Source organism: Methanolinea mesophila (assembly GCF_017873855.1).
GTDB classification, from domain to species: Archaea; Halobacteriota; Methanomicrobia; order Methanomicrobiales; family Methanospirillaceae; genus Methanolinea_B; species Methanolinea_B mesophila.
Map to the genome: position 1 here is coordinate 1,579,845 of NZ_JAGGKR010000001.1, position 25,628 is coordinate 1,605,472.

Annotated in this window: 23 protein-coding genes; 14 read left to right on the forward strand and 9 right to left on the reverse strand. The window is 59.6% G+C overall.

Features of this window, described 5'->3' with window-relative positions:
• Window positions 1-144 precede the first annotated feature (144 nt).
• Window positions 145-5,901, reverse strand: coding sequence for a beta-alanine-activating enzyme beta-propeller domain-containing protein (locus J2741_RS07470; protein ID WP_209674452.1), 5,757 nt, complete (start codon window positions 5,899-5,901; stop codon window positions 145-147).
• 480 nt (window positions 5,902-6,381) lie between these two features.
• A complete protein-coding gene (locus tag J2741_RS07475; RefSeq protein WP_209674454.1) occupies window positions 6,382-7,287 on the reverse strand; it encodes an ion transporter in 906 nt (301 codons plus the stop codon).
• A 700-nt stretch (window positions 7,288-7,987) separates the two neighbouring features.
• On the opposite strand from J2741_RS07475, the gene J2741_RS07480 reads away from it, so the two are divergent.
• The 6 genes from J2741_RS07480 (at window position 7,988) to J2741_RS07505 (ending at window position 14,433) form a co-directional block, all read left to right on the forward strand.
• Window positions 7,988-9,670: a PKD domain-containing protein gene (locus J2741_RS07480; RefSeq protein ID WP_209674456.1), complete on the forward strand. Its 1,683-nt coding sequence runs from the start codon at window positions 7,988-7,990 to the stop codon at window positions 9,668-9,670.
• 286 nt (window positions 9,671-9,956) lie between these two features.
• The gene (locus tag J2741_RS07485) at window positions 9,957-10,787 is read left to right on the forward strand and encodes a hypothetical protein (RefSeq protein ID WP_209674458.1); all 831 of its coding nucleotides are present in this window, start codon (window positions 9,957-9,959) and stop codon (window positions 10,785-10,787) included.
• Window positions 10,788-10,989: 202 nt separating this feature from the next.
• On the forward strand, window positions 10,990-11,916 hold the full coding sequence (locus J2741_RS07490; protein WP_209674460.1) for a hypothetical protein: 927 nt from the start codon (window positions 10,990-10,992) through the stop codon (window positions 11,914-11,916).
• Window positions 11,917-12,242: 326 nt separating this feature from the next.
• On the forward strand, window positions 12,243-12,455 hold the full coding sequence (locus J2741_RS07495; RefSeq protein WP_209674462.1) for a hypothetical protein: 213 nt from the start codon (window positions 12,243-12,245) through the stop codon (window positions 12,453-12,455).
• A gap of 46 nt (window positions 12,456-12,501) precedes the next feature.
• Entirely contained in the window at window positions 12,502-13,335 is an 834-nt protein-coding gene (gene lsrF / locus J2741_RS07500) for a 3-hydroxy-5-phosphonooxypentane-2,4-dione thiolase (RefSeq protein ID WP_209674464.1), read from the forward strand.
• A 42-nt stretch (window positions 13,336-13,377) separates the two neighbouring features.
• Entirely contained in the window at window positions 13,378-14,433 is a 1,056-nt protein-coding gene (locus J2741_RS07505; RefSeq protein ID WP_209674466.1) for an alcohol dehydrogenase catalytic domain-containing protein, read from the forward strand.
• Between the two features lie 366 nt (window positions 14,434-14,799).
• Here J2741_RS07505 and J2741_RS12930 read toward each other — a convergent pair whose 3' ends face one another.
• Window positions 14,800-15,201 carry an MTH865 family protein gene (locus tag J2741_RS12930; protein ID WP_245249444.1) on the reverse strand — a complete coding sequence of 134 codons (402 nt, stop codon included), beginning with the start codon at window positions 15,199-15,201 and terminating at the stop codon, window positions 14,800-14,802.
• Between the two features lie 146 nt (window positions 15,202-15,347).
• Between J2741_RS12930 and J2741_RS07515 the strand changes: the two genes are divergently transcribed.
• On the forward strand, window positions 15,348-16,109 hold the full coding sequence (locus tag J2741_RS07515) for a winged helix-turn-helix domain-containing protein (protein ID WP_209674468.1): 762 nt from the start codon (window positions 15,348-15,350) through the stop codon (window positions 16,107-16,109).
• Window positions 16,110-16,193: 84 nt separating this feature from the next.
• Here J2741_RS07515 and J2741_RS07520 read toward each other — a convergent pair whose 3' ends face one another.
• The 5 genes from J2741_RS07520 to J2741_RS07540 all read right to left on the reverse strand — a co-directional run bounded on the left by J2741_RS07520 (window position 16,194) and on the right by J2741_RS07540 (window position 18,764).
• The gene (locus J2741_RS07520; RefSeq protein WP_209674470.1) at window positions 16,194-17,084 is read right to left on the reverse strand and encodes an alkylmercury lyase family protein; all 891 of its coding nucleotides are present in this window, start codon (window positions 17,082-17,084) and stop codon (window positions 16,194-16,196) included.
• A 73-nt stretch (window positions 17,085-17,157) separates the two neighbouring features.
• Window positions 17,158-17,604: a C-GCAxxG-C-C family protein gene (locus J2741_RS07525; RefSeq protein ID WP_209674472.1), complete on the reverse strand. Its 447-nt coding sequence runs from the start codon at window positions 17,602-17,604 to the stop codon at window positions 17,158-17,160.
• A 57-nt stretch (window positions 17,605-17,661) separates the two neighbouring features.
• A complete protein-coding gene (locus tag J2741_RS07530; protein ID WP_209674474.1) occupies window positions 17,662-17,826 on the reverse strand; it encodes a hypothetical protein in 165 nt (54 codons plus the stop codon).
• Between the two features lie 51 nt (window positions 17,827-17,877).
• The gene (locus tag J2741_RS07535) at window positions 17,878-18,216 is read right to left on the reverse strand and encodes a hypothetical protein (RefSeq protein ID WP_209674476.1); all 339 of its coding nucleotides are present in this window, start codon (window positions 18,214-18,216) and stop codon (window positions 17,878-17,880) included.
• Window positions 18,217-18,341: 125 nt separating this feature from the next.
• Entirely contained in the window at window positions 18,342-18,764 is a 423-nt protein-coding gene (locus tag J2741_RS07540) for a flavodoxin family protein (protein ID WP_209674477.1), read from the reverse strand.
• A 313-nt stretch (window positions 18,765-19,077) separates the two neighbouring features.
• On the opposite strand from J2741_RS07540, the gene ercA reads away from it, so the two are divergent.
• Genes ercA through J2741_RS07555 form a run of 3 tightly spaced genes read left to right on the forward strand, consistent with a single transcriptional unit; the run spans window position 19,078 to window position 21,668 of the window.
• A complete protein-coding gene (gene ercA, locus J2741_RS07545; protein WP_209674479.1) occupies window positions 19,078-20,241 on the forward strand; it encodes an alcohol dehydrogenase-like regulatory protein ErcA in 1,164 nt (387 codons plus the stop codon).
• Window positions 20,231-20,404, forward strand: a complete 174-nt coding sequence (locus J2741_RS07550) for a hypothetical protein (RefSeq protein WP_209674481.1) — start codon at window positions 20,231-20,233, stop codon at window positions 20,402-20,404. The genes ercA and J2741_RS07550 overlap by 11 nt, the downstream gene beginning before the upstream one ends.
• Window positions 20,394-21,668: a PAS domain S-box protein gene (locus J2741_RS07555; RefSeq protein ID WP_209674483.1), complete on the forward strand. Its 1,275-nt coding sequence runs from the start codon at window positions 20,394-20,396 to the stop codon at window positions 21,666-21,668. The genes J2741_RS07550 and J2741_RS07555 overlap by 11 nt, the downstream gene beginning before the upstream one ends.
• 313 nt (window positions 21,669-21,981) lie before the next feature.
• Here the strand turns inward: J2741_RS07555 and J2741_RS07560 are convergent, their stop codons facing one another.
• Window positions 21,982-22,770, reverse strand: coding sequence for a hypothetical protein (locus J2741_RS07560; protein ID WP_209674485.1), 789 nt, complete (start codon window positions 22,768-22,770; stop codon window positions 21,982-21,984).
• Window positions 22,771-23,334: 564 nt separating this feature from the next.
• Between J2741_RS07560 and J2741_RS07565 the strand changes: the two genes are divergently transcribed.
• The 4 genes from J2741_RS07565 to J2741_RS07580 are packed head-to-tail and all read left to right on the forward strand — an operon-like array spanning window position 23,335 to window position 25,539.
• Window positions 23,335-24,066 carry a hypothetical protein gene (locus J2741_RS07565; protein ID WP_209674487.1) on the forward strand — a complete coding sequence of 244 codons (732 nt, stop codon included), beginning with the start codon at window positions 23,335-23,337 and terminating at the stop codon, window positions 24,064-24,066.
• Between the two features lie 15 nt (window positions 24,067-24,081).
• Window positions 24,082-24,486 (forward strand): hypothetical protein, encoded by a 405-nt coding sequence (locus tag J2741_RS07570; protein WP_209674489.1) that lies wholly within the window; start codon window positions 24,082-24,084, stop codon window positions 24,484-24,486.
• Between the two features lie 11 nt (window positions 24,487-24,497).
• Complete coding sequence (locus J2741_RS07575; RefSeq protein ID WP_209674491.1) at window positions 24,498-25,079, forward strand: DUF7504 family protein; 582 nt, start codon at window positions 24,498-24,500, stop codon at window positions 25,077-25,079.
• Window positions 25,080-25,098: 19 nt separating this feature from the next.
• On the forward strand, window positions 25,099-25,539 hold the full coding sequence (locus J2741_RS07580) for a hypothetical protein (protein WP_209674492.1): 441 nt from the start codon (window positions 25,099-25,101) through the stop codon (window positions 25,537-25,539).
• Window positions 25,540-25,628 lie beyond the last annotated feature (89 nt).

A 25,628-nucleotide genomic window follows, 5' to 3' on the forward strand; every position in this document is an offset into this window, starting at 1 on the left:
CAAATCGGGAGATCTCCTTGCGTGATGAACCAAGACCTGAGCAAAGTGAAATTGTGAGGGTCAACACGGGCATCATTCGCGAATCCGCATTTTTCTAACCCCCTCTCATCTCCCGTTAATTCACAAGAAAAAAAAGGGGACCCCTTACCGTACGTACACGGTCCTGGTCGTGTCGCTCTGTCCGTGCTCGTTCGATACCGAGAGCCTCACCGGGTAGGTGCCGGGGGAAAGGAACGTATGGACCGGGTTCTGGAGCGTCGAATTACCGCCGTCCCCGAAGTTCCACAGCCAGTCCGTCGGACCCTGGAACGACCTGTCCGTGAACTGCACGGTCATCGGGTCAAAGCCCACGCTCGTGTTCATGGCAAACATCGCGATCGGGGCACTTCCCGGCGACGGGGAGATCGTGGGCGTCGGAGTGACGGTCTTCGTGGGGAAGGTCGTGGGAGGAGCAGGCTTCGCCCGCACCCAGATATACGACTTGTACGTGCTGGTCCCGCCGGCATTCGAGACGGTCAGTCTTGGGGTAAAGGTCCCCGCCGTCATGTAGACATGGGTCGGGCTCTGTTCCGTCGAGGTGGTGCCGTCGCCAAAGTCCCACTGCCATCCGGTCGGCGATCCCAGGGAACGATCGGTGAACCTGACCGTCATCGGGGCTGGGCCGGTATTCGCCATAATACCGAAGAGTGCACGGGGAGGCCTGCCGGTGGGGCTGACCTGGATATACCCAGGTTTCGTCATGGTATCCTGCCCGTCCGCATTCCCGGCGGAAAGCGAGACCGTGAAGGTCCCGGGGAAGGAATACGTGTGGGAGACCGCCTGGGTCTCGTTGGCCCATTCCGTCGCCCCGTCGCCGAAGTCCCAGAACTTCGTGGTGACCACCCCGGTCGAGGTGTCGGTGAACGCTACGGGGAGCGGGGCGTTCCCTGCCGTTGTATTGGCAGAGAATTCCGCCACGGGAGGCTCAATGGGAACCGTTCCCAGGGCGTAGACCTTGCCGTCGTTCCCCCCGATGTACAGGATGCCGTTCACCACGGCCGGGCTCGAAACAAATCCCATCCTGGCGTTAAAGGTCCAGAGGAGGTCGCCTGTTTCCGCATCGAATGCATACAGGTTGTTGTGTTCGCCATTGCCTCCGATATACACCACGCCGCCTGCGACGGCCGGGCTCGAGGATACCCTCTCCCCGGTCGGGTAACTCCAGAGGGAATCCCCGGTGGAGGCGTTACACGCAAAGACGGTCCCGTCAACGTCCGCGAGATAGACGACCCCGTTCGAGACCGCAGGGCTCGACGACACGCCCTCGTTGGTGGTGAACTTCCAGAGGAGGTCCCCGGTGAGCGCATCGAATGCACGGAACCCGTGATCATAGCTGCTTCCGACATAGACGACCCCGTCGACGAACGCGGGGCTGGAATACGATCCGTACGCGCCCAGGTTGGAAGAATTCCATACGAAAGCCCCGGTTGCGGCATCAAGGGCGTAGAGCGCTCCTCCATAGGAATGTATGTACACCATGCCGTCGGCCACCGCCGGACTGGAAAAAATTGCATACTCGCCATACTCCGTCCTGGGCATGGCATACGTCCAGAGAAGATCCCCGTCCTCCTCGGAGAAGGCGTAGACCGTTCCGTCCATGTTCCCGATATACACCACCCCGTCCGACACCGCCGCACTCGAGCTTATGCTGCTCCGTATGGTGGTGCGGATCGGGAGTTTGTAATCCCAGAGGAGATCTCCCGAATACGCGTCGACCGCGTGGATCTTGTACTTCATGCCGCCGATATAGACTACCCCGTTCGACACCGCCGGGCTCGAACTCACGTAGTCATTCCGTTCGCCGCTGTCGTACTGCCATAGGAGATCGCCGGAGAGGGCGTCCAGTGCATAGAGGTTCCTGTTATGGCTCCCGATGTACACCACGCCGTCCGCGACGGAGGGGCTGGAACTGACCGGGGACCCGGTATCATAGGCCCAGAGAACCGTCGGGACCGGCCGCTTCCCGCCGTCGTCGTATACCCCGGAATTGGCAAGATCGGACCGGAACTTGCGGGCCGTCGCCGTCGCGGGGTTGTCTGTCACTGGGAAGGTCACGGTGTTGGACGATTCCCCGGACGCACGGTCATAGACGGTGATTTCCACCCGGCCCGAGTGGGCGACATACTCTGCAGGGACCTCCATGCTGAGAAGGTCCGGCTGCACGAACAGGGTGGACTGCGGATCGCCGTTCCAGAGGATCGTACAGTCCCCGGTGAAGCCCGTTCCGTACACATTGAGCGGGAACGAAGGGTCGTCCTCCACCACGCCCCCGGGGTCCAGGGAGGAGATCGAGAGCGTCCCCGTCGTCGCGGTATCGGTCACCACGGTCGCGTTGACCGCACCCTTCACCCCTACGGTCTGGAGCCCGATCGTGTGGACCGTCGAGGGGGCAAGACCGGTCGCGGTCCAGGTCCCGGTCCCGGCGGGAACCTCTTCCCGGAACACCCCGTCGAGATAGACCTTCACGCGGGAGAACCCGAGCGTCCCCGGATCGGTCCAGGTCCACGTGATCCGGACCCCGTTGACGATAGTGGTGTGCAGGCCGGTCACACTGTCCGGAGGACCGTCCGGGACCGTGGCGAGCGCGGTGAGCCAGCCGTCATTACTCTGGACGTAGACGACGCCGTTCGCCACGGCGGGGCTTGCGTATACAACGTCACCGGTCGTATAGCTCCAGAGGAGATTCCCTGTCGCGGCGTCGAGGGCGTACAGGGTATGGTCGCTGCTCCCGGCATAGACCACCCCCTGGGCAATCGACGGACTATGGACCCAGGATCCCGTCATATAATTCCAGAGGGGGTCGCCCGTCGCGGCATCGAGGGCGTAGAGGCGGCCATCGACGGCACCGACATACACCACGCCGTCCGCCACTCCCGGGCTGGACTGCACGTATCCTCCCAGGAGGGCGTTCCAGAGCAGTGATCCCGTATACGCATCGAGCGCGTAAAGGCTGCCGTCGTCACTTCCGATGTACACTACGCCGTCCACCACGGCCGGGCTGCAGGAGACACTGTCCCCGGTCGGATACTTCCACACCAGTGTGCCCGTGTCCGCCCCGAGCGCATAGACATTCCCGTCCCCGCTGCCGAAATAGACGATGTCGTTCGCCACCGCCGGGCTGGAATCCACGTGGTCCCCCCCGGTAGTATAGTTCCAGAGGAGTGCACCCGAACCCGCATCGAGTGCGTAGAGGTTGTTATCCCAGCTTCCGGCATACACGACGCCGTCCGCCACCGTGGGACTGGAATACACGATTCCCCCCGTGGTGTACTGCCAGAGGAGGTCCCCGGTGGCCGCGTCCAGTGCGGAGATGGTTTTGTCGGTGTTTCCCACGTACACGACATCGTCCTCCACCGCCGGACTGGACCTTCCTCCCCCGTACGGGGAGGTCCAGAGGAGCGTTCCGGTGAAGGCGTCAATGGCGTTGATATCGTAGATCCCGCAGACGTAGACGACGCCGTCCGCAACCGCAGGAGTGGAACCGTAATAATTCTCGGTCATGACCTTCCAGAGCACCTCGCTTCCCGGCCTGGTCCCGCCGTCATCGTACACCCCGGAATTCGCACGATCGGACCTGAACTTCCATCCCGTGCGGTCGGCGAGCGGGTCCTTCACGGTGAAGAACACGGTATTGGAGAGCGCTCCTGTCGCACTGTCCCGGACCGTGACATTCACGGACGCCGGGCGGACGAGGTCCTCCGCCGACACGTCGATCGAGAGGCGATCGGGCGGAAGGAACTGCGTCGTCCGCTCGTCGCCGTTCCAGACAACCCGACAGTCTTCTGAAAACGCCGTGCCGTAGACGTTGAGGGTGAAGCCCGGGCTTCCCGCGCCCGCAGAGGCCGGGTCGAGGCGCGAGACCGAGAGTGCACTGGTGGTAGCGGTCTGGTTCACCCAGGTACCGTTGATCGCTCCCTGCTCCCCGACGGTCCTCGTCCCTATGGTATAGGCGGTCGACGGGGCGAGTCTCCTGGCGGTCCAGGACTCCTCGCCTTTCGTCACGTTCTTCATAAACACCCCGTCAAGGTACACCATGACGTGGTCGAAATCGGGCTCTCCGGGGTCCGTCCACGTCCACCGGATCATATCCGGCTGGAAGGTGGCGTTGCGAAGATCGGTGACGGATGACGGCGGGGTGGTCCGTAAATCGATGACTTCACCCGAATTGATCACAAAATTGTCGAATGCGACCTTTACCAGTGAATCTGCAAACGCGTAGTCATGGCTCCACGCCCGGAGCACGAATGAGACACCCCCGCCGGTCACGTCTTTTTCCTGCAGGAGTACCCAGTCACCGCTCGTCTCATCGAACCGGTACCCGTATATCGTGGAACCGGTCCGTACCAGCCGCATCCGGCCGTCGGTGTCACCGGTGGCGGAAAGGAGTATCGAGTCCGCGAAATTCGTCGTATAATACTCTCCCGGGGAAAAAGAGTCCGAGTCGCTATAACTGGCCCGTTCGACCGTGCAGGTAACCGGTTCCCGTTCGATCCAGAGCCCCATCCGCACCCCGCTGTCCTGCGGCCAGGTGAGGAGGTGATAGTCCACCTGGACATCAAAATCTCCTCTCAACACCCCGGTACTGGCATACCCTGCGTAAAACGTCTCGCCGGATGCATCGGCGGGTATGGTGATCTCCAGCCGCTGGTTGGTCTCTTCGACATACGCGCCTCCGGATTCGAGGATCTCCCAGAGGGTGGTGTTGCACGTGTTGTCATCGAAGGTATCGTAGGCGAGAGGTTCCTCCTTCGAAGCACCGAACGCAGAGAGAGTGCCGTCATCGCACCCCACGAAGACCATCCCGTCCGCGACCGCAGGGTCGGAATAGACGAACCACTCTCCCATCGAGTGATCCCAGAGGACCGATCCTGAAGCAGCATCCAGCGCGTAAAAGTTCGTCCCGTATCCGAGGGTCCCCACGTAGACGACCCCGTTCGCGACCGCCGGGCTGGAATCCACCTCGTCTCCCATCGCATGGGACCAGATCACGGTCCCTGTCGATGCGTCGAGGGCATACATGTTCTCGTCGTAACTGCCCACGTACACGACTCCGTCCGCAACGGCAGGGCTCGACCGGACGGTATCGCCGGTCGGAGCGGTCCAGAGGAGCGAGCCTGTCGATGCGTCGAGGGCGTAGACGTTGAAGTCGTCACTTCCGAAATACACCGCACCGTTCGCGACCGAGGGGCTGGAGTGAACCTGGCCTCCGGTGGTGGTGTTCCAGAGCAGGGCCCCGTCGGACGCATTGAGTGCGTAGAGGTTCTTATCCTCGCTTCCCACGTACACCACACCCTCCACGATAGCAGGGCTCGACGTAACCCGCGGCCCCCCGGTAGTATACTCCCAGATGGGTTCGCCGGTGACCGCGTCCAGTGCATAGACTTTCCCGTCGAAGCTCCCTGCATAGACGATACCGTTCGCGACGGCGGGACTGGAGATCACCGCATCCCCCGTGGTAGTGTTCCAGAGAAGCGCCCCGGAGGACATGTCGAACGCGTAGATGTTATGGTCCCACGACCCGGCGTAGACGACCCCTCCGGTCACTGCGGGGCCTGTCTGTATCCCGAGCCCGGCGGCCGAGTTCCAGACAAGGCTTCCGGTCTTTGCGTCTATCGCGTACAGGTTCCCGTCGTTGCTCCCGAAATAGACGACCCCGTCCACGATGGCCGGGCAGGAACGCACTTCGCGGCCGGTGGTATAGTTCCAGAGGAGCGTCCCGTCCGGCCGGGTCCCTCCGTCGTCGTAGATACCGGAGTTAGAGAGATCGGACCGGGACTTCCAGGCCGGCTCAACTGCTGCTGCACTTGATGATGCAAAGAAAATAAGGATGCACATCACGGTGATGACAAAAATTGGTTTCATATGACTCTTGAATGTGTATTTCCATGTGATTTATTATATATTTCACGATATCCTTGTGAAATCCTCTCATTACACCATTGGGCTTCCTCCCGCTGGAGAGACCCTGTGGTAAGACGGAAGATTCGGCTTTTTTTATGTACCTGCAGAGCCAGTGTCAAGGCACGTTTCGACCCGCTCCGTCTGTGGTTCGTTCCGGGTGTTCATTGATTCACATCTTTTAAATTAAACAACGACTCGGGGAGGGACGAAAAAAAATCGCCCGGGCTTGATACGCGGGGACCTGATACAGGTACTTATCCTCCGGTCAGGAGGGTCCCTCGGATCGACAACACCGAACCCCACGACCCCCGCAAATCAAACCGGGGAAGAGAAAAAGACCTGAAGAAAGGTCCGGTTGAAACGCCGGACTGCGACCCGTTAATTGGGAAATCATTTACCGCTCCTGCAGGCGGGCACCGGTTTACCACGCCGGAGGAGATCCTATTTTTCTTTTTCTCCCGACAGGATCGCCTCTTTCAACCGCCGGAATTCCTCCTCTTCCAGATGCCCCTCCGTCCGGAGCGTAACCGCCCGCTCCAGGAGTGCGACCCGGTCCTCCGGGGAGGAAACGGACAGACCCTCGCCTTTCTTGATCTTCCCCTCCCGGATCTCCTCCACAAACCCCGAGGCGAGGATACCTGCCGGCAAGGCGAACAGGCCTATCCCGAAGAGGGCGGTGAGTGCGGCGAAGAATTTCCCCACCGGGGTGATGGGATACACGTCCCCGTAGCCCACCGTGGTGAGCGTGGCGATCGACCACCACATGGTCTCCGGGATGGAAGAGAAGTCCTCGGGCTGGACCTCGTGCTCCGCGTAGTACAGGAAGGACGATGAGATCACCAGGAGGAACCCCACCACCGAGAGCAGGACGAGCATGAGTGCCTTCTCCCGGCGGAGCACGCGGAAGAACAGGGCCATGGCATCCGAGTACCGGGCCAGCTTGAAGACCCGGATCAGCCGGATCAACCGCAGGATCCGGAGGAACCGGAGGTCTACGGGGATCACGAAGGGGATGTAGAAGGGGAGGATGGCCAGGAGGTCTACCAGGGCGAGCGGGGTGACGATATAGTGCGCCCTTCCCGAAAGAGGCGAAGAATACTCGGGGTTCTCGGTGCAGGTCCATACCCGGAGCAGGTATTCGACGGTGAACACGCCTACGGAGAACAGGTCGAAGATCACGAAATAGGGGGACATCAGGGCATGGATCGGCTCCATGGTCTCCATGAGGATCACCACCACGTTGGCCAGGATCAGCACGATGAGGAAGATATCCACGAGAAAGCTCAGGGTGCCCTGTTCCGCGGAGGGTTCGAGCACCTCGTAGATCTTATGTTTCAGGGTGCTCACGGGACACCCCCGCGAAGCACGGCCGGGGGAAAAACCCGGAGGGTCGCCGGGATCACGGAAGAAGTATGGCCCCCCCTGGTGTGCATTTGCTACACTATTTTCCGAGTAAGTGAAAAAAATTGTGAAAGAGAAAGAGGGATCGGGTCCTGCCGGGAGGTGCCCGGCAATCAAAAATGGTGTTTGCATTGCGTCACCCTTCCTGGCGATAATACCCCGGATCGACAGTGTGCAGTCCCGGATCGCGTCGAATCGCGACATATCCGCCCTGATCGGACGATGAATTTTTCTATCGCCTGCCAGGGGGTCGCAGAGAGAAAATGGATTCTCCCGATGCTGCAAAGGATACGCCCGTGCCGGGTGTTCCCCGGGGACTACCGGGGTCGATGACCCGGGCCAAAACCCCGCCGCGTGAGCGCCCAAAGGCCGGACCGGTCCGGATATCCGGATACCGCGCCGGGATTCCTGAAAAGAGCGTCAGGAATAGGATGACGAACCACTTCAGGAGGAGAAGGCGACCGGGCTTTTGGCGGCGGTGCGGGGAAAAATCCCGCGATTCATTGCACGGTATCGCAACAAAGCCCGGATTACGGGAAATGCGAACATTTCATGCAATTACCGCGGAAAGATCATCCGTTAAAAATCCTCTTGTTTTTAACAATGAAGAGCTACTTTTCCCTGTCAGGCAGGGAGCTCTTACCACATGCGATTCCTGCCGCGGGAGGAAGCGATGAGAGGAAATGTACTGGGGATATTCTTGATCGGGCTCTTTTTATGGTGCGCCATGATCGTGCTGCCCGCGGGAGCGGTATCGCAGGGGATCACCGGGATCGGGTACGGTTCCGCATCGGATTACGGGCCGTCATGGAAGATCACCACGGTCGACCCGAACGCCGGAAAATCGACGTCCATCGCCGTCGATTCGGCAGGCCACCCGCATATCGCGTACATCGACCCTGACCGGGGCACGCTCCTCTACGCGTGGAACGACGGATCGGGCTGGCAGATCGATACGGTCGACGATGATGTGCCCGGCGACCAGGCGACCGCGATTGCCGTCGAAGGCACGAACCGTCCCCATATCGCCTACACGGACATGGAACGGGGACTTCTCAAGTACGCGACATCGTGGGACAAGACCACCCTGGGCCAGGTGACCCCGGGATGCGTCGCACTGGCGCTCGATGCTTCGGGCGACCCGTATATCGTCTATGGACCGACGAAAGGCGGCAATCCCGACCACGGCCTCTTTATCGTGGCGTGTCACGACGGGGTCTGGGGTACGCCGGACGCGATCGATCCCGACGCGTACTGCACGTGGTGTTCCTTCGCGATAGATAAAGAACGAAAAGGGTTCCATATCGCCTATACCGACGGGGTGACCTGCAAGGTCAAATATGCGTGGGCCGATGAGGGTGGCTGGCACACGAACGTGATCGATTATAACAACGGCCTCTCGGGTGCGATTGCCCTCGACTCGGCAGGGAAGCCGCACATCGCCTACGTCGACATGTACGGGGCCCTGAGTTACGCGTCGCACGAGGGAACCGGCTGGTCCGAGACGACCGTCGATAAGAAGGCCATGTACGTCTCGCTCGCGATCGACGGGGAGGATACGCCGCATATCGCCTATTGCGACGGTGCGGGAACCCTGATGTACGCGTGGGCTGGCGATGACGAATGGGAGACCATGACCGTCGACAGTGCAGTCTGGCCCGGTCTCGGCTATTACTGTTCCATCGCCACGGATACCGCCGGTCACCCGTCCATCAGCTACTATGACATGAAGCACGATTCCCTCAAGTACGCATACGGGACGATCAGCGAACCGGCGCCCGCATTCGCCGCAAATTTCACTGCCCAGCCCGTTACGGGCCAGGCGCCCCTCACCGTATCGTTCACCGACGCGTCGACGGGTGATCCCACGTTCCGGACCTACGACTTCGGCGACGGGAGTTCTTCCACGGCAAAAAATCCGGTCCATACCTATCGCTCGCCCGGAACATACACCGTGACCCTCACGATACTCAAATCAGGGCGCGACGGCCTTCGGAAGGATATCGCGATACGGCAGGACCTGGTCGCGGTCGGCGGGGGGTCCGGGCCCGGGCTTGCCGCCGGGTTCACCGCCACCCCGATCAGGGGGAACGCACCGTTGAAAGTCTCCTTCACCGACACCTCGACCGGAAACCCTGACTACCGGGGCTACGACTTCGGGGACGGGACGAGTTCGTCGGCGAGGGACCCGCTCCACACCTACCTGCAGCCCGGCACCTACACGGTGAAGCTCACGGTGATGAAGGTGGAACGTGGAAACCTTGTGCGGAATACGACGGTACTGCAGGATCTGGTCATAGTAAACGGCGAGGGAGATCCTATATACTAAAAACCGGCCTGGCCTGTCGATTACGACAGCGGGGTGAGTATTATTCGATGGACTATTTGAACGATACCACGCTTCGGTTTCCCGAAAAGTTTACCCGGATAACTACGCCAGATTCGGGGAGCGTATCGTTTTTTCGGTGTAATCCGTATCCGACGACTAAAAAAATCGCCATCAATTACAAAAATATATGTGTGCAAGAATTGACCAAAAAGTATTGACTCATTCATCACCGGATGCAGGAGTGATTTACATTAAAAAAATTCTATTATTATTGGTAATTTCAGTAATGCTTTGCACCGCTGCCGCGTTTGCCGATACCGGCGTCCCCCAGGTCCCCGAGACCCAGGGATTTTCGACATCCACGGCCATGTCGGCACTGGGAACCGTGACCGAGACCGATAGTATCGTGAATGTCATCGCGAGCCAGGAACTCGAAGGGATCTCTCCCCTCATCGAGGGCGAATCCGTGTATACAAGCACGTATGCCGAGAACACCATCGCCGACCAGGGACTCGTCACGTATGCCAAGCAGATGACCACCGATACTGCCGGGGTGGCAACCACGAACCTGTTCAACGTTCACGCTGAGAAGGTCGTCGAGTTCGTGGGGACCGATACCGGCAGGATGATCTCGGATGAAAACTCCGTGCTCGACGGGGCGGGAGTGAGTGTCTGGGACCGTGTGCTCATGATTTGTCCGTTTGCAAGCCCGGACCAGTTCAGTATGAACCCGCCGTTCTGCAATATCGTGGAAGAAGGGAGCAGTGTCGACCTGACGCTCGGATCGCTCGCGACCGGCACCAGCCAGCGGTATATCATGGAGGTGTCGGACGCCGGCACCGTATATGATTACCCGGTCTCCGACCCGGGAGTCGAGTCCGGTTACCGGATAACCCTGACCGGGTTCGGGGATATCCCTGCAGCCGGCAGTGCGGAGGCCTTCCTCGATGCACACATCCAGGAAGGAAGAGTGATGACCGGGATCCCGCCCGTGGCTCCGAAAGCCGAAGATATCGTGTATTCGGAACTCACGACCGTGAGCGGGGATATCACGCTCTTCCAGAAGGTGATGGGCTACACGTCAACGATCACCTCACCCGGAGTGCTCAATTTCTAGGAATATCCTCTCATATTTCCCGGAAATTCACTTTTTTTGAAATGTCCCGACTAAATAAGTGGGAGAGCCGTGGGTGTGCGTCGGTACGTCCTTCCCCTTTCGGGAGTCACAAGGGACCTTCTTTTCGGTTCTGCGATGGCAATCATGATCGCATTTACGGCGGCGAATCGCCCTAAATTACAAAAATATATGTATTCAAGGATTGATTAAAATCGTTGAATACTTCAAAATCAAGTGGAGGAGTGAGATTATTATTAAAAAAGTTCTCTTACTGGCAATCGTCGCGATAATGTTCTGTTCATCTGCCGTATGTGCGGATACCGGGGTCCCCCAGGTCCCTGAGACCCAGGGATTTACCACCTCGACCGCAATGTCTGCACTGGGAACCGTGACCGAAACAGACAGTATCGTGAATATCATTGCGAATCGGGGAGGAGACACGCTCCCGTTCCCGTTAGAGGAGACCGATTTTGAGTATACAAGCACGTATACGGAGAACACCGTTGCAGATCAGGGCCTTGTGTCCTACACCAAGGGAATGACCACCGATACCGCCGGGATGGCGACCCAGGGCCTGTTCAACGTCCGGACCGATAAGGTCGTTGAGTTCGTGGGGACCGATACCGGCAGGATGGTCTCTGACGAATATTCAGTGCTCGACGGTGCAGGGCTGGGAATCGTGGATTTCGCAATCATGATCTGTCCGTTCGCAAGCCCGGACGAGTTCAATGTAAACCCGCCGTTCTGCAACATCATTGAAGAAGGGAGCAGTGTCGATCTTACTCTTGGGTCGCTCGCCACCACTACCGCTCAGCGATACATCATGGAGATCGGGGAGAGGGCTGGTCCCTGGGACTACCCGGTCTCGGACCCGGGAGTCGAAGCAAATTACAACGTGAAATTGACCGGGCTCGGGGATATCCCCGCGATGGGCGGTGCGGAGGCGTACATCAACGTGCACATCCAGGAAGGAAGAATTTTGACGGGGATTCCCACCGAAGACCCGAAATCCGAAGACCTGGTATATTCGGAGACTACGACCGCGAGCGGTGACATTACCCTGTTCCAGAAAGTAATGGGCTACACGTCAAAGATCACTGCTCCCGGGATGAACTTCCTCGAGGATTAATACTCTCCAACACCAGGAAACTCCCCTTTTTTGAAATATCCCGACTAAATCAGAAGGGAGCCTTTGTGTGTGTCGGTCCACACCCTGGAGCCATGCCCGCCCATGGAAACACCCGTTGTGCGATATCGGATACACCGCCTGGCCCGGCGTGGCTACCCCGGGAATCGGGCTCTCTTGAACAGATCTACGGCCGGGAATGCGATGTTCACCCACTCGATGCTCCATTGCAGGGAAAAACTCTTTCGCCGGATCGATTGCCGGACGGTAGTGGATAGCAAAGGCCTCCTCCACAAACCCTAATCTCATTTGATTCCAAATGAGTATCCATGCAGTCGATAAAGGGGTATATCGATTATTCGCGCCGGGAATATTGCAGGGACGTGCAATGCCCGATACAAATGCTGTTGAACAAGGAAGTGGAGAAATCTCCGAGGTATGAAGAGATCCGGGCGATCTGCGGGTCGGACTGCATCCACAGCACCCACGAGTTCCACCACTGGTTAATAGAGAAAGGATACCTGGTCGTCAGGCCGGAGTAAAAGTAATCCCAGCTTTTTATACAATTGTGGCGCATTAATTCACGAGATGTGTCCCATGCCAAACGCGTACCTTGATGTTGGAATACAGAGCCGGATGAACCGGATCATCAGTCCGAAAGATAACCGGGTGGTCATGCTCGCGGTCGACCATCCCTACTTCCAGGGGCCGACGACGGGCCTCAAGGACATGAGCACGACGATCAAGACCCTCCTCCCCTACTGCGACTGCCTGATGACGACCCGCGGGGCGGTCCGGGCCAATATCGCACCCGAAGACGTGGGGTCGAAACCGATCATGCTGCGGGTATCGGGCGGGAACAGCGTGTTGTTCGAGGAGTTAAGCGACGAGAAGCTCACGGTCACTATCAAGGAGGCCATCCGGATGGATGCGGCCGGGGTCGCGGTGAGCGTGTATGTCGGCGCCGCAAACCAGCAGCAGACGATCATGAACCTCACCGACATGATCAACCAGGCCGACGAGTACGGGATCCCCGTGCTCGCGGTGACCGCCGTGGGGAAGAACATGGCCCGGGACCTGCGCTACCTGGCGCTCGCGTCCCGTATCTGCCAGGATGCCGGGGCCCGGATCATCAAGACCTACTACTGCGACGAGTTCTCCAAGCTGGTCGACTCGGTCGCTCCCACCCCGGTCGTGGTCGCGGGTGGCAAGTACTCGAGCCCCCCCGACGCGATGAAGATGGCCTACGATTCGATCCAGGCGGGTGCGGTCGGGGTCGATTTCGGGCGGAATATCTTCCAGGACGAGAACCCCATCGGCATGATAAAAGCGATCAATGCGATCGTCCACGGGAATCACACGGTAAAGGAAGCCCTGGACATCTACAATGCGTGCCTGCCGGGTGCACGCAAACTCGAATAATTTTTTTATCCCGGATAATTTCACTCACCACGGGGAATAACGATGAAAGCCGCGGTCTATTATTCGAACAGCGATGTACGGGTCGAAGAGGTCGACGACCCCCAGGTGGGGCCGGGGGAGGTCAAGGTCAGGGTCATGGCGTGCGGAGTGTGCGGATCGGACGTCATGGAATGGTACCGGATCAAGCGTGCGGGAAGACCCGGGGGCATCGGGGCGTTCGGGCACGAGTGCACCGGAGTCATCGCGGAAGTCGGCGCTGGCGTGGACCCGAAGTGGAAGGTGGGAGACCGGGTCGTGGTGACCCATCACGTCCCCTGCAACACGTGCAACGCGTGTCTTCGCGGGCACACGACCGCCTGCGAGACCCTGCAGAAGACCAAGTTCAAGAATTCCTACGGTGCGTTCGCAGAATACGTGGTGCTGCCCCCGATCAACGTGGACCGGGGGATGCTCCGCCTTCCCGACCAGGTCTCGTTCGATGCGGGGACCTTCGTCGAGCCCCTCGGGTGCGTGGTCCGCGGACAGCGCCTCGCCCCGGTCTCGGACGGCCGGTCGGTCCTGATCATCGGGGCCGGGATCACCGGGCTACTCCATCTCAAGGCGGCCCGGCTGAACGGTGCGGGACTCATTGCGGTCTCCAACCCGAGCCCCGACCGGTTGAAGATCGCCAGAAAGTTCGGTGCAGATGCGACCATCTCCGCGATTACCGAAGACGTCCCGGAGAAGTTCAGGGAACTGAACGGAGGCCTGGGCGCAGACACCGTCATCATGACCGCACCGGTCCCCGTCTGCGTACAGCAGTCGCTCGACGCGGTCGGGTCCGGGGGTACCATCCTGTTCTTCGCCCCCACGAATCCCGACGTCCAGTCGGAGATCAATCTCTGGAAACTGTGGCAGAAGGAGGTCACCATCACCCATTCCTATGCTGCCGATCTCCATAACCTGACCACCGCCCTGAAATGGATCCAGTACGACAGGATCAACGTGGACGACATGATAACCCACGTGTTTCCCTTAAAAGACACGGTCGAAGGGTTTCAACTGACCGCCCGGCACCGTGAAGGGAGCCTCAAAGCCATCATTCATCCCCAGGAATAACGTCTTTTTTTGCGTGCAGGGAGCGTGCAATAGATCGGGGAGCCATGGCCCCTCCCTCTCCCAGGATTTCTGTGATTCCCAGTTTATCTCGCCCGTGCCATCTATAGTGCCTCGGGCATCCCTTTTATTCGAGCGAGGGCCCTCATTTACCGCGAAACATGACCTTAGAAGAGGAGGATGTAATCCTGCCAGGATACGCGGGGCCGGGACTCGAGTCATTCATTCCCGGAGACCCTGGTTCCTTTCTTCCGTGTGATGTCAGAAGAGGAGGATGAGTCCTGCCGGGTTACGAGGGAACCCGGGATTCCAGAAATTCCTTCCCGGAACCCTGGTTCCCGCCACCGGGGACGTGCAAAAATTGGGGGGTTACAGTCCCGCCCGTTCGACGATGACGTCGGCGACTTCCTTCGCACTCTTGAAGGGGAAATCGGACTTTTTCAGGAGCGTCCCTGCCTCTCCGGCGGTCATCGAAAGGTCCCCGACACGGCAGGTCGTGTCCGCACCGTCCGGGAACGCTGCAATGAGGGCCTCGGGGGTCTTGATCGGGAATTTCGCCCCGTTCAAGGCTCCCGTGATCTGTGCGTGGATCTGGTCTTTCACAGATGCGTCCCCGGAATCGACCATCAGGGCGACGTCTCCGGCCGCCTTTGCGATCGAACACTCGGGGTCGTGACTGTCGCACCCGAAACAGGCGCTTTTGATTGCGTTCAGGGATTTCTCCGCTTTTGAGGCGGATACGTCCTTGCCGGTGTACTTCCATGTGGGCATTTGTCTCACCGATCACTGGTGAGAGTGTTAGAAATATATACTTGAGCGTCAGTAAAATATACAACACACGAGCGGTACAGAATAATGACCCGTACGCTCATGATGATGTACCTGCCAGAAATGTGGGGAAGGAGTGCGTGGGACTCATGGAATCCAGGACTGCCCCCGGGACGGAGATAAAAGAACTGAAATCCGAGATCTCGGGGCTCCGGGCGGATCTGAAGCGGTTCATCGAGAAGGCGAACCAGCAGCACGTGGACAACGTGCTCCAGGACTTAAAGAAGAACTACGGCGACCTGATTGCGAACCACCAGGTCGAGGCCGCCGGCACCACGCTCTCCGACCGCATGGTCCGTGACTGTGCGATGAGGGACAAATGTTTTGCGGTATTCATGGACTTTCTCCAGACCACTTCGGGACATATCAGGGACGGCAGCGTCACGGACGAGGTCATCGCGGGGTACCGGGACCAGGTGAAGGCCCTCCGGGTGAAAGGGCCCTATGAGCGGTGCGACACCTGTTTTTCCGAAGTCTACCGTCTCTTTGAAAAACAGGTGGACCTGATGCGGTCGCTCGGCATTTACCTGCAGCGGGAGGACACCGGAACGTCGCCGGCGGAGGTACCGGACGAGGAGGTGGCAAAACAGCTCCTCGAACCGGTCGCAAGCCCCCAGAGATTCCAGATCCTGAAGGCGCTCGCCGTCCGGACCCGGACTTTCAGCGAACTCTCGCAGATGACCGGCCTCCGCGGTGGAAACCTTCTCTTCCACCTCAGGAAACTGGCGGACTCGGGGATGATCCTCCAGCGGCACGAGCGGGGGGACTATATCATCACCGACAAGGGGTGGAAGACGGTCACGACGATCTCAGAGCTTTACCGGACGCTGCACCCGGAAAACCTGCGGTAAACTCTTCATTCTGGAGGCAGCGGCGAATGGGACCGTACCTGGAAAAACGGTCCTGGCGGCACGCTTTTTAAAAAACAGGGGGTGTTACCCCAGAAACCCCTTAAAAATACTCCTACTCTCCTCCAGCGCCTCTTCGAGAGAAAATACGACCCCCTCACGGGAATGAACCCCGCATTCCTGCCATTGTGCGAGGTGGTCAGGTCCGCAGAAGAAGTTCAGGTCCGGGCAGCAGGCGTCTGCGTGGCACCCGCACCGGTCCCGGGCCTTCACGAACTCGATCGCACCCGCAGGGTCGCAGGATTGGATCTTCCCGCCTTCAAGGACAATGACAATCTCACGTCCACATTCCGGGCAGAGAGACCGGACGGTGATATCCTCGTCGAGCAGGAAATGGATGCCCAGGGCATCGGCCGCACAAAGAGCGTATGCGGTGTGCCCGTCCGAAAAGACGACCAAATGGCGGGTTTCAGCCGCGGAGAACGGATATGCCGCCACAATCCTTCCGCCCCGGAGCGTCAGGATATCCGCGGCGTGCAGCCTCGCGAGGGCCTGGAGTACTTCGATCTCTGAGGGCACCGGGAGCACATCGGAAACCGCCGGGATCTTGGGGAGTATATCAGGCTTCTCCGGCGGCAGAGGGAGCCCATCAGGCCTTTTCCGGGCTATGGGGGATATATCAGGATTCTCCGGAGGCAGGGAGTGCATATCGGGGTTTTCCGGGGGTCCCTGGAGTACATCGGGCATTTCCGGGGACAGGGAGACCATATCGGGAATTTCCCGGGCCATGGGGAGTTTTTCACGCATCTCCGGGGTTCCGGAGATCAGATCCGCGATCTCCTTCGGGTCCGGGGGACTGCCTCTCGCCGCGAAGACCCGGAGGACGCATTTTCGGACCTCGTTCTCCCGCGGGGTGAGCCGGGCTCGTTCGCACCGGTCCCTGACCGTGTCCCCGAGAATGTCCTTCAGGTGTGGCATTTTTTTGTTTCCCTGTTTTTCGTTTCCCTGTATCTGCCGGAGCCGGGACTCCCCTTCCCGCTCCATCCCGCGATTACCTGGGCTGCGAAAGGATCCCGTCCAGGATTTCCACGGCATCCCGGACGTATCCCTTGCACGACGTGATGAAGAGGCCGCTTGCAGCAGCCTTCCTGTAGTCCTCGGGGTTGCTGAGATCGTATCCCAGGAGCGCAGTGCAGTTGATCGCGCCGTTCCGTGCGGAGAATTTGCGGATGAACTCCCGGGTGAGCGCCCGGGTCGTATCCGTCGCTTCGTTGTCCCCGGCACGGGACTTTCCGTATTTCAGCCCGATGACCATGATCGCCCCGGAGACGGCACCGCACATGTTCCCGGTCTTCGATACCCCGGCCCCGAACCCGCAGGCGATCTTCTTCGCGGTCTCTGCATCGAGCCCCAGTTCTTCGGAGAACGTGGAAAATACCGCAGCGGAGCAGGTGAAACCGGACATGAAACTCCTTTCCGCATCGTCGGATCTGCTCATTTCGCACCTGTTCATTATTCTTTCGCGGGATGGGAGATAGGGGTATCCGTGGACCTTTCACAGGATATCCTTCAGTCCCGGGATCCGGCGGAACACGAAGTGCGTGAGAGCGAAGCACAGAGGGACGCAGATGATGCAGAGCATGAGCCAGGTCGCGATCGGGTAGAGCACGACTGACGCGAGCACCAGGGCAACCGCCACGATGATCGGGGGGGTGGACACCGCTCAAACCTCTCCGGATCCCCCCGAATGGTACCAGCGGTTCCCCTCTCCCTACCTCCTCATCCTATGCTGCTTCACCATCCCTGCAAAAGATCCGATCACCGCTCCGGCAATCATCCCGTACACGGGACACAGCACCAGGACCACGAAGAAATCGCTCGCGCCAAAACCGGGAAGTAACGCGGCGACGGCCCGGTAGGTCCCCAGGCTCGCAAAGAACGGGACCGAGAATATCGCGAACCCCGCGGGGGCGATCGCCTGGTACCAGCCTGCCGGTTCGGTCACGCCCGGGATCACGTCAGGCTGGGGCAGCACCACGAAGAGCAGGAACACGTCCGCGAGGGCCCCCCACATCAGCCCGAGGAGAATGCCGGATCGGAAATACCCCATAGAATTTTCACCGGATTTCACTGGGTGTGCGTGAGCGGAGAATACCGTCATGGTTTTGAGCCCCTCTCACCCGGAAACTGACTGCCGGTTCCGGATGTTCTATCCATGAATTCACGGTCACCGCTTCACGAAACCCCGGCCATCTCCCGGGCGAACTTCTTCGCGTTCTCCAGGTCCTCCGCGTTGGGATGACCCCGGTTCGTGAAGAGGAATTTCCCCCTGCAATGGAAACGTCCCGCGATCGCGGCACCTTTTTTGGAGAGATCCTCGGCCATGGCATCGATCATCTTTTCCGCTCCCGGGGGTCCCCCGGAGGTGCCGAAGAGTGCTACTTTGCGCCCGGTAAAGTCATTGGCTTCGATGAATTTCTTCATGGATTCTCCCGGCTTCCCGCCGTAGGTACCACTCCCGAGAAACAGGGTCTTCGCCCCGGCGGGCAGCGGAGCCGAGAGGTCCCCCACGGTGACGCCGAGTGCTCCGGCAATTGCCTCTGCCACTTTTCTGGTATTCCCACCCCGCGAATCCACAAGCACGACGATGTCGGTCATAATTCCCATGTACGCAGCGGAAGAGATAAGGTGATCCCAGAAAAGGACCCCCCTACAATCCGGAAACGCAGGAGAAAGGATATCGGTTTCGGCCCGGTATGGAAAGGGAAACTGTGGAAAGGATCCCCGGGGGAAGTTCATGTGAATCGGAGAGTCGATTCCCGGCCCGGTAATGGAAACAAAAACCCCACTATCGGAAGGAGCGGGAAGGGCCCCCCTTTCCCCACCCCCTTGCATCGTTCGATCCACATAATTACGATGCCGGAGATATCTCAGGGTAAACCCGGGAGGATCCTGGCAAGGGGAGGTCCTGATGATCGGAACCGGTTTTGAACTACGCAAATTTGTTGCTCCCGAATTCGTGATCGGGGCGGACGCACGAACGCTCGCGGGGAGATACGCGAGAAACCTCGGTGCCCGGCACGTCCTGCTGGTTACCGGCCCGGATATCACGAAGGAATGGTGGCACCGGGACGTGACCGCGAGCCTTGAGGCGGAGGGGATCGAGTACACCACGTTCTCGGAGGTCTCCGAAAACCCCCGGGACTTCCAGGTCATGAAGGGTGCGGAGTGCTACGCGGAGGCGGGCTGCGACGCCATCGTGGTGGTGGGCGGGGGGAGCCCCATCGATTGCGCCAAGGGGATCGCAATCGTCTCCTCCAACAAGAGGAACATCCTGGAGTTCGAGGGAGTGGATAACGTCCCCGTTCCCGCTCCGCCGCTCGTCTGTATCCCCACCACCGCGGGGACCAGCGCCGATGTCTCCCAGTTCGCCATCATCAACGACACGAACCGGAAGGTGAAGATCGCCATCATCAGCAAGGCGATCGTGCCCGATATCGCCCTGATCGACCCGGTCCCCCTCACCACCCTCTCCCCCGAACTGACCGCCCACACCGGCATGGACGCGATCACCCACTCGGTCGAGGCCTACGTCTCAAACGCAAGCTCCCCGGTCACCGACCTGCAGGCGCTGGAATCGGTCCGCCTTATGCACGAGGCCCTTCTCCCGGCGCAGGCCGACCCGACGAACCTCGGATGCCGCTATAAAACAATGCTCGGGAGCCTCTACGCCGGGCTGGCCTTCTCGAACGCGAGCCTCGGGGCGGTCCACGCCATGGCCCACAGCCTGGGAGGGTTCTCCGATCTCCCCCACGGGGAGTGCAATGCCCTGCTCCTGGAGCACGTCGTCGCCTACAACTTCGCGGTATGTCCCGGGAGGTACGAGACCATCGGGAAGGTCCTCGGGGTGGAGTCCGGGGATGCCGGCCCGGAGGAGAAGAAACGTATGATCGTCTCGGCCATCGCCTCGCTCCGGGAGCGGCTCGGCGTCACAGAGACCCTCCGGGACCTGGGGGTGACCAGGGACGATATCCCTGCCCTGGCGCGGAACGCGATGCACGACCCCTGCATGGCCACGAATCCGAGACCCCCGACCCAGTCCGACATCGAACGGATCTACTCTGATGCACTCTGACGACACAAGCCCGACACCGACCGACAACGCACGGATCTCCAATATGCACTCTGATGACCCCGCCACTACACCGACCAACAACGCAGGGACCTCTAGTATGCACTCTGATGACACCGCCACTGCACTGACCGACAACGCAGGGATCTCCCGCAATGACCTCTAACCACACGCCCGACTGGGACCGCCAGCGGGAGAAGATCATCGGCCTCGGCGAGACCTCGATCCACAAGAGCTACTATCCCGAGCTCCAGCAGCGGCTCTCCGAACTGCTCAGGAAGAACCAGGAACTCGCCGCCGCCTACCAGCAGCTCGCCGCCGCGGAAGAGGACCTCCGCTCGCACTACAACGAGCTCTCGGCGAGGGAGCGGGAGCTCCGGGAGAGCGAGGAGAAGTTCCGGGAGATATTCGATAAGGTCAACGACGCCATATTCATCCACGAGCGGGGGGAGGACCTGTTCTCCGGCAGGTTCCTGGAGGTCAACGAGGTCGCCTGCCGGCTGGTGGGCGCCACCCGCGAAGCGCTCCTCGATCTCCACCCCCTCGATTTTCTCACCCGGAAGAGCGACCTGCCGGCAGGGGAGATCAACGGGAGGTTGAACGCCACCGGTCACGTGCTCTTCGAGACATGGCTTTCGCGGACGGACGGGACCGTCTTCCCCGCGGAAGTCAACGCCCACCACGTGACCCTCCTCGGCCGGGAGGTGACCCTCGCGGTGGTGAGGGACATCACCGACCGGAAACTCGCAGAAGAGGCGCTGAACCGGGCAACCGAGAAATTAAATCTTCTCAACCAGATCACGTTCACCGACATCCAGAACGCGATATTCTCGCTGCATGGGTACTTCGAGCTGGAGAGGATAGACGCGTTGGACGAGGGGAAGACCGGGTACCGGGAAAAAGAGATCGCCATCGTCCGGAGTATCAGTGAGACACTGAAGTTCGCCCGGCAGTACCAGAACCTGGGCCTCCGGCCGCCCTCGTGGCAGAGCGTCACCCACTCGTTCCTCTACGCGATCTCTCACCTCGACCTCGGGGAGATCACCCGGGACCTCGGGGTGGACGGCATCAGTATCTTTGCCGACCCGCACCTGGAGAACGTCTTCTTCACCCTCGCCGAGAACGTGCTCCTGCACGGAAAAACCGCGACCGCGATCACGCTCAGTGCCCGGGAGACCCAGGACGGGCTGATGATCCTCTTCGGGGACAATGGCGTAGGCGTCCCCGCCGATATGAAGGAGAAGATCTTCGACCGGAGGTACGAGGAGAAGAAAGGAATGGGCCTCTTCTTATCCCGGGAGATCCTCTCTATCACCGGGATCACCATCAGGGAGAACGGAACTCCCGGAACGGGCGCATGCTTCGAGATCCTGGTCCCCCGCGGAGTGTACCGGATCGAGGAGAAAGACCGTACAATACCCGTGTCCTGAGAAACATCGGACTGTTGTGAGGGGACCGGCCATGAGATACCGCGTGGGAACACAGTCCCGCCGGTTGGATGAGGGCACTCCCTTTTCAGGGACATCCAGTACCTGGGTTAGTATCCGATAATTCAGGGACTAACCTCACATTGGGCGGGGCAGGCCCCTTGGGTTCGCAATCCCCAGGACCGGAAAAAAATTGAGTAGGGGAGTAGAGTAACGCCAGACACCGGTGCTGGGAGGAATTTCCCAAAATCCCGTGCGGGGGATCCTGCAGGTCTCTTTCGGTTCGCAATCCCGTGGATCAAAAAAGGATGTGGGGTTAGTACCGCCGGATTCCCGACTGGTAGGCGATCTCTTTGGCAAACACGCTGATCTCGCCCGCGGCCGTGGAAGTCTCGGAGTAGAGCACGTCTTCTGCCTTGTCCCCCTCGTACACCCTGGCCTCCTGGAGGTGGGCGTTGATGTACGCGCTCGCCGAGCCCATGGCGGGGACGTCGCCGAAGCCCGTCATTGAGATATAGTAATCGGCGGCGACCGCTGGATCGCCCGAATCCATGACGTGGCGTTCGTCCGCGGCTGTGGCGAGTGATGCGAGCGTGACGTCAACCGCGCTGCCCATTTCGATGATGTTGCAGTAGCCGGGAGTCTCGGTGGTCACCTGGGACACGAACGGGCAGACATAGAGCGACGAAGCATCGAAATACCCATAGTCTGCGGTGTCGAGCACCATGTTCTCATCGGAGGTCATCCGGCCCGTATCGAGGCCGATAAAGTCCACGGTCTTCCCGTTGTCGAAATTGTAGATGCCCGCCACTGCTACGGCGGTGTCAAGAGATTGGCCTTTGGTATACTCGATGAGACCCTGGTCCGCGATGGTGTTCTCCGTATAGGACATAACCGCGATGATCTGTCCGTCCAGGAGCGGGGGGGCGATCAGGTTATCGTCCCCGAGCTGCCATACGATGGAGTCGGTCTCGGTAACGGTGCCGAGTACCTGGGAGATCGTGGAAGTGACGAATCCCTGCGTCTCGGGGGCCTGGTAGATACCGGTATCTGCTGATGCGGCCGCAAAAAGGGCGAGCAACACGGCCATTGAAATAATAAGCATTGTAGTGGTTCTCATTTCGAATTCACTGCAGAATTGCTGGATTGTACTGCATGAAAAACTTTTCCCGTCAATACCGGGCAAACAGGTCCATTTTGGTGATCGGAATCAGATTTTCCATCCGGAGAACGTCCGGCCACGATCGGTCGAGAGCCCGGTTGAATCCGGGAAATGCCGGGCGAAGTCCGGCGAATACGAAATTTGCAGGTGGATAGCTCTTCCCGAAAGGGACCCGGCAGTCGCTACGAAAACCGGGCCCCCCCGGTTCCGGGAGGGGACGCCACGCCTCCCCTTCCGCTCAGGCCCGGTCGCGAAGTACACCTATTAATGGCGAAATTTCATCTGCCGGGGACTGTAGTCGGCATCTACGCGCCTAAACGGGACAGTCCTGGAATCCGTCCGGAAACTACGGGATACTTATATCAGGGTTGTCGTGCACCGCTGATATATCCCCGCCCGGGGTCGGCAGGGCTGACGGATCGCCTGACGGGAAGGTCCTTTAGGGTGCAAAAAAATCCTGCGGGCTTCCACGGCCGACACGTATCCGGGCGGAATGGGGGATTGAGAGTGCAGAATATCGAAGATTTTACCCTCAAGGACATGGTAGAGTTCTCAGCGGCCCTCCGGACGATGGGGACCGGTGCGGACAGCATGGAAGAGGTCGCTCATGGAATCGTCAATTACCTCCATGACAACCTTGTCGACCAGACCACCGGGGAACGAAATTGTGTACTGGTCCGTTTCTTCAAGACCGTTCCGTATGGCGAACTGGACGCCGACCTGCAGGAGTTTGCACGGGGGGTCCTCAAAGGATCTCCCGAATCGCCCGACATGAAATGCCTGGTCCTCCTGGCGAGCGCCGGCGCAAAACACGAATGGAACTCGCGGAAGAACTCCGTCGGTCACAAGGCGATTCCCCTGCCGAGCGGCCAGTTCATCGAGGCGTTTCCCATGATCGCGCAGATCATCCAGCAGATGGGGCTCGAGCTCAACACGCTTATCCGGCCGGACCCGGAGGTGCTCCTGGACATGTCCCAGACCACCTACAACGTGTTCTACGTCCCGGAGGCGGTGGGGAGCCGGTACGTCCCGGCCCAGGAAGACTTTGTCATTCCCTGCGGGGTCCGGTCGGTGATCGGGTTCGGCGGCGTCCTGCCGTCGGGAAATCTCTTCGTGACCAACCTGTTCTCTAGGGTGCCGGTCCCGAAGGAGACCGCGGACATGTTCCGGACGCTCGCCCTGAGCGTGAAAGTTGCGATATTGCCGTTCTATAACACCGTCTTCCGGGAGTCGGAATAAAGGAGGGATGAAACCATGATGAAAGATGCTCCCCCCGAGGGAAAGATATCCAATCTCGAAGCGATGGTAGTATCGCTCAACGAGCTGCTCACGGTGCAGGAAAAGGTTGTCGGCGAGCAGTCGGACCGGATACGGCAGGACGAGATCGCGTTGGAGGAGAGCAACGACCGGTTCCTCGCGTTTATCAAGGAAGCGGCGATGCGGCTCAAGAACCCGATCGAGGTGGTGGAAGAGAACATTGCGCTCGTGGTGGACGAGATCGAGAAAGAGCAGTTCGAGAGCAGGGACATCTCGCTGCAGCTGAAAGTCCAGGTGCGCAATCTGGAACAGATCCGGCAGAACATCATCGAACTCAACAAGGCGATCGTGGACCGTACCGGTGACATCCCCGAGCCCGCGAAAAAGTTTCTCACGGAATAGGTGAAAACGGAATGGCATTTCCCCTGGAAGACTTCCAGAACGAGGAGATATACCTCATCATGGCCTCGGCCGCGGAGATCCGGCAGAAGAACATCGAACTGATCCGGATGCTGCTGGATAAAGATTACGAGGTCCTGGTAATCACTACCAACCAGCCTTACGATATCCTGAAAAAGAACTACGAGAAGAACGGGATCCCGATGGACCGGATCACGGTGGTCGACACCGTGACGAAGTACGCCCTCGGCCGCGACCACGAACCGGTGCCGAACTGCCGGTTCGTGACCAACCCCGCGGACCTGACCGCCATAGGGATCGCGGTAACGGAATCCCTCGGCGGGCTCAAAGGAAAGAAAGTATCCCTCCTCTTCGACTCGGTCAACTCCATGCTGATCTACATCTCGTCCGCGAACATCACCAAGTTCGTGCACTTCGTGACCAACAAACTGCGGCTGACAGGGTTCTCAGGGATCTTCCTCGCGGTGGAAAAGGGGCTCGACCCGGACGTCCTCACCCAGCTGATCACCTTCGTGGACAAGGCCATCGACCTCGAGAAGGCGGGTGCGAATCTGAAAGAGATTCCGGCGGGATGATTTCAAGGAAAGGGGCACAATGGAGGAGGGGATCTATTATGCCGGGATCGTCGCCGGGCTGCTGGTACTCGTCGTAGGGTTCGGGTTTCACTGGATCGGCCAGCTCATCTCGGTCACGAACCGGCCGCTCGCGATACGGCTCGGGATCTGGGAGAAGGACAACCTGCCGGAGTACGAAACATACGAAAACGCGATCGCGGTCGCCGACGTGGCAATCGGCTGGACCTACGGCGTTGCGGGGGTCGGGCTCCTGCTCGGGGCTACCTGGGGGTATATGCTCGCCTGGATCCCGGGAGTCGTGCTGGTGTACCACAGCATTTCCTTCTGGTTCTGGACCGGGAACCAGAAGAAGGCGGGCCATCCCACCATGATGACCCGGAACCCGGCGAGAGCAGGGTGGTTCCTGGCAAACCTGGTCACCGGGCTGCTTGCAATTTCCGTGGCATGGACCGCGGGATAATAGAAACGAAATACTGCGAGGGGTGCGGTGAAAGGGATATCACCGGGGATCCAGAAAACGGAATCGGTAGGTGAGGTCAGAAGAGGAAT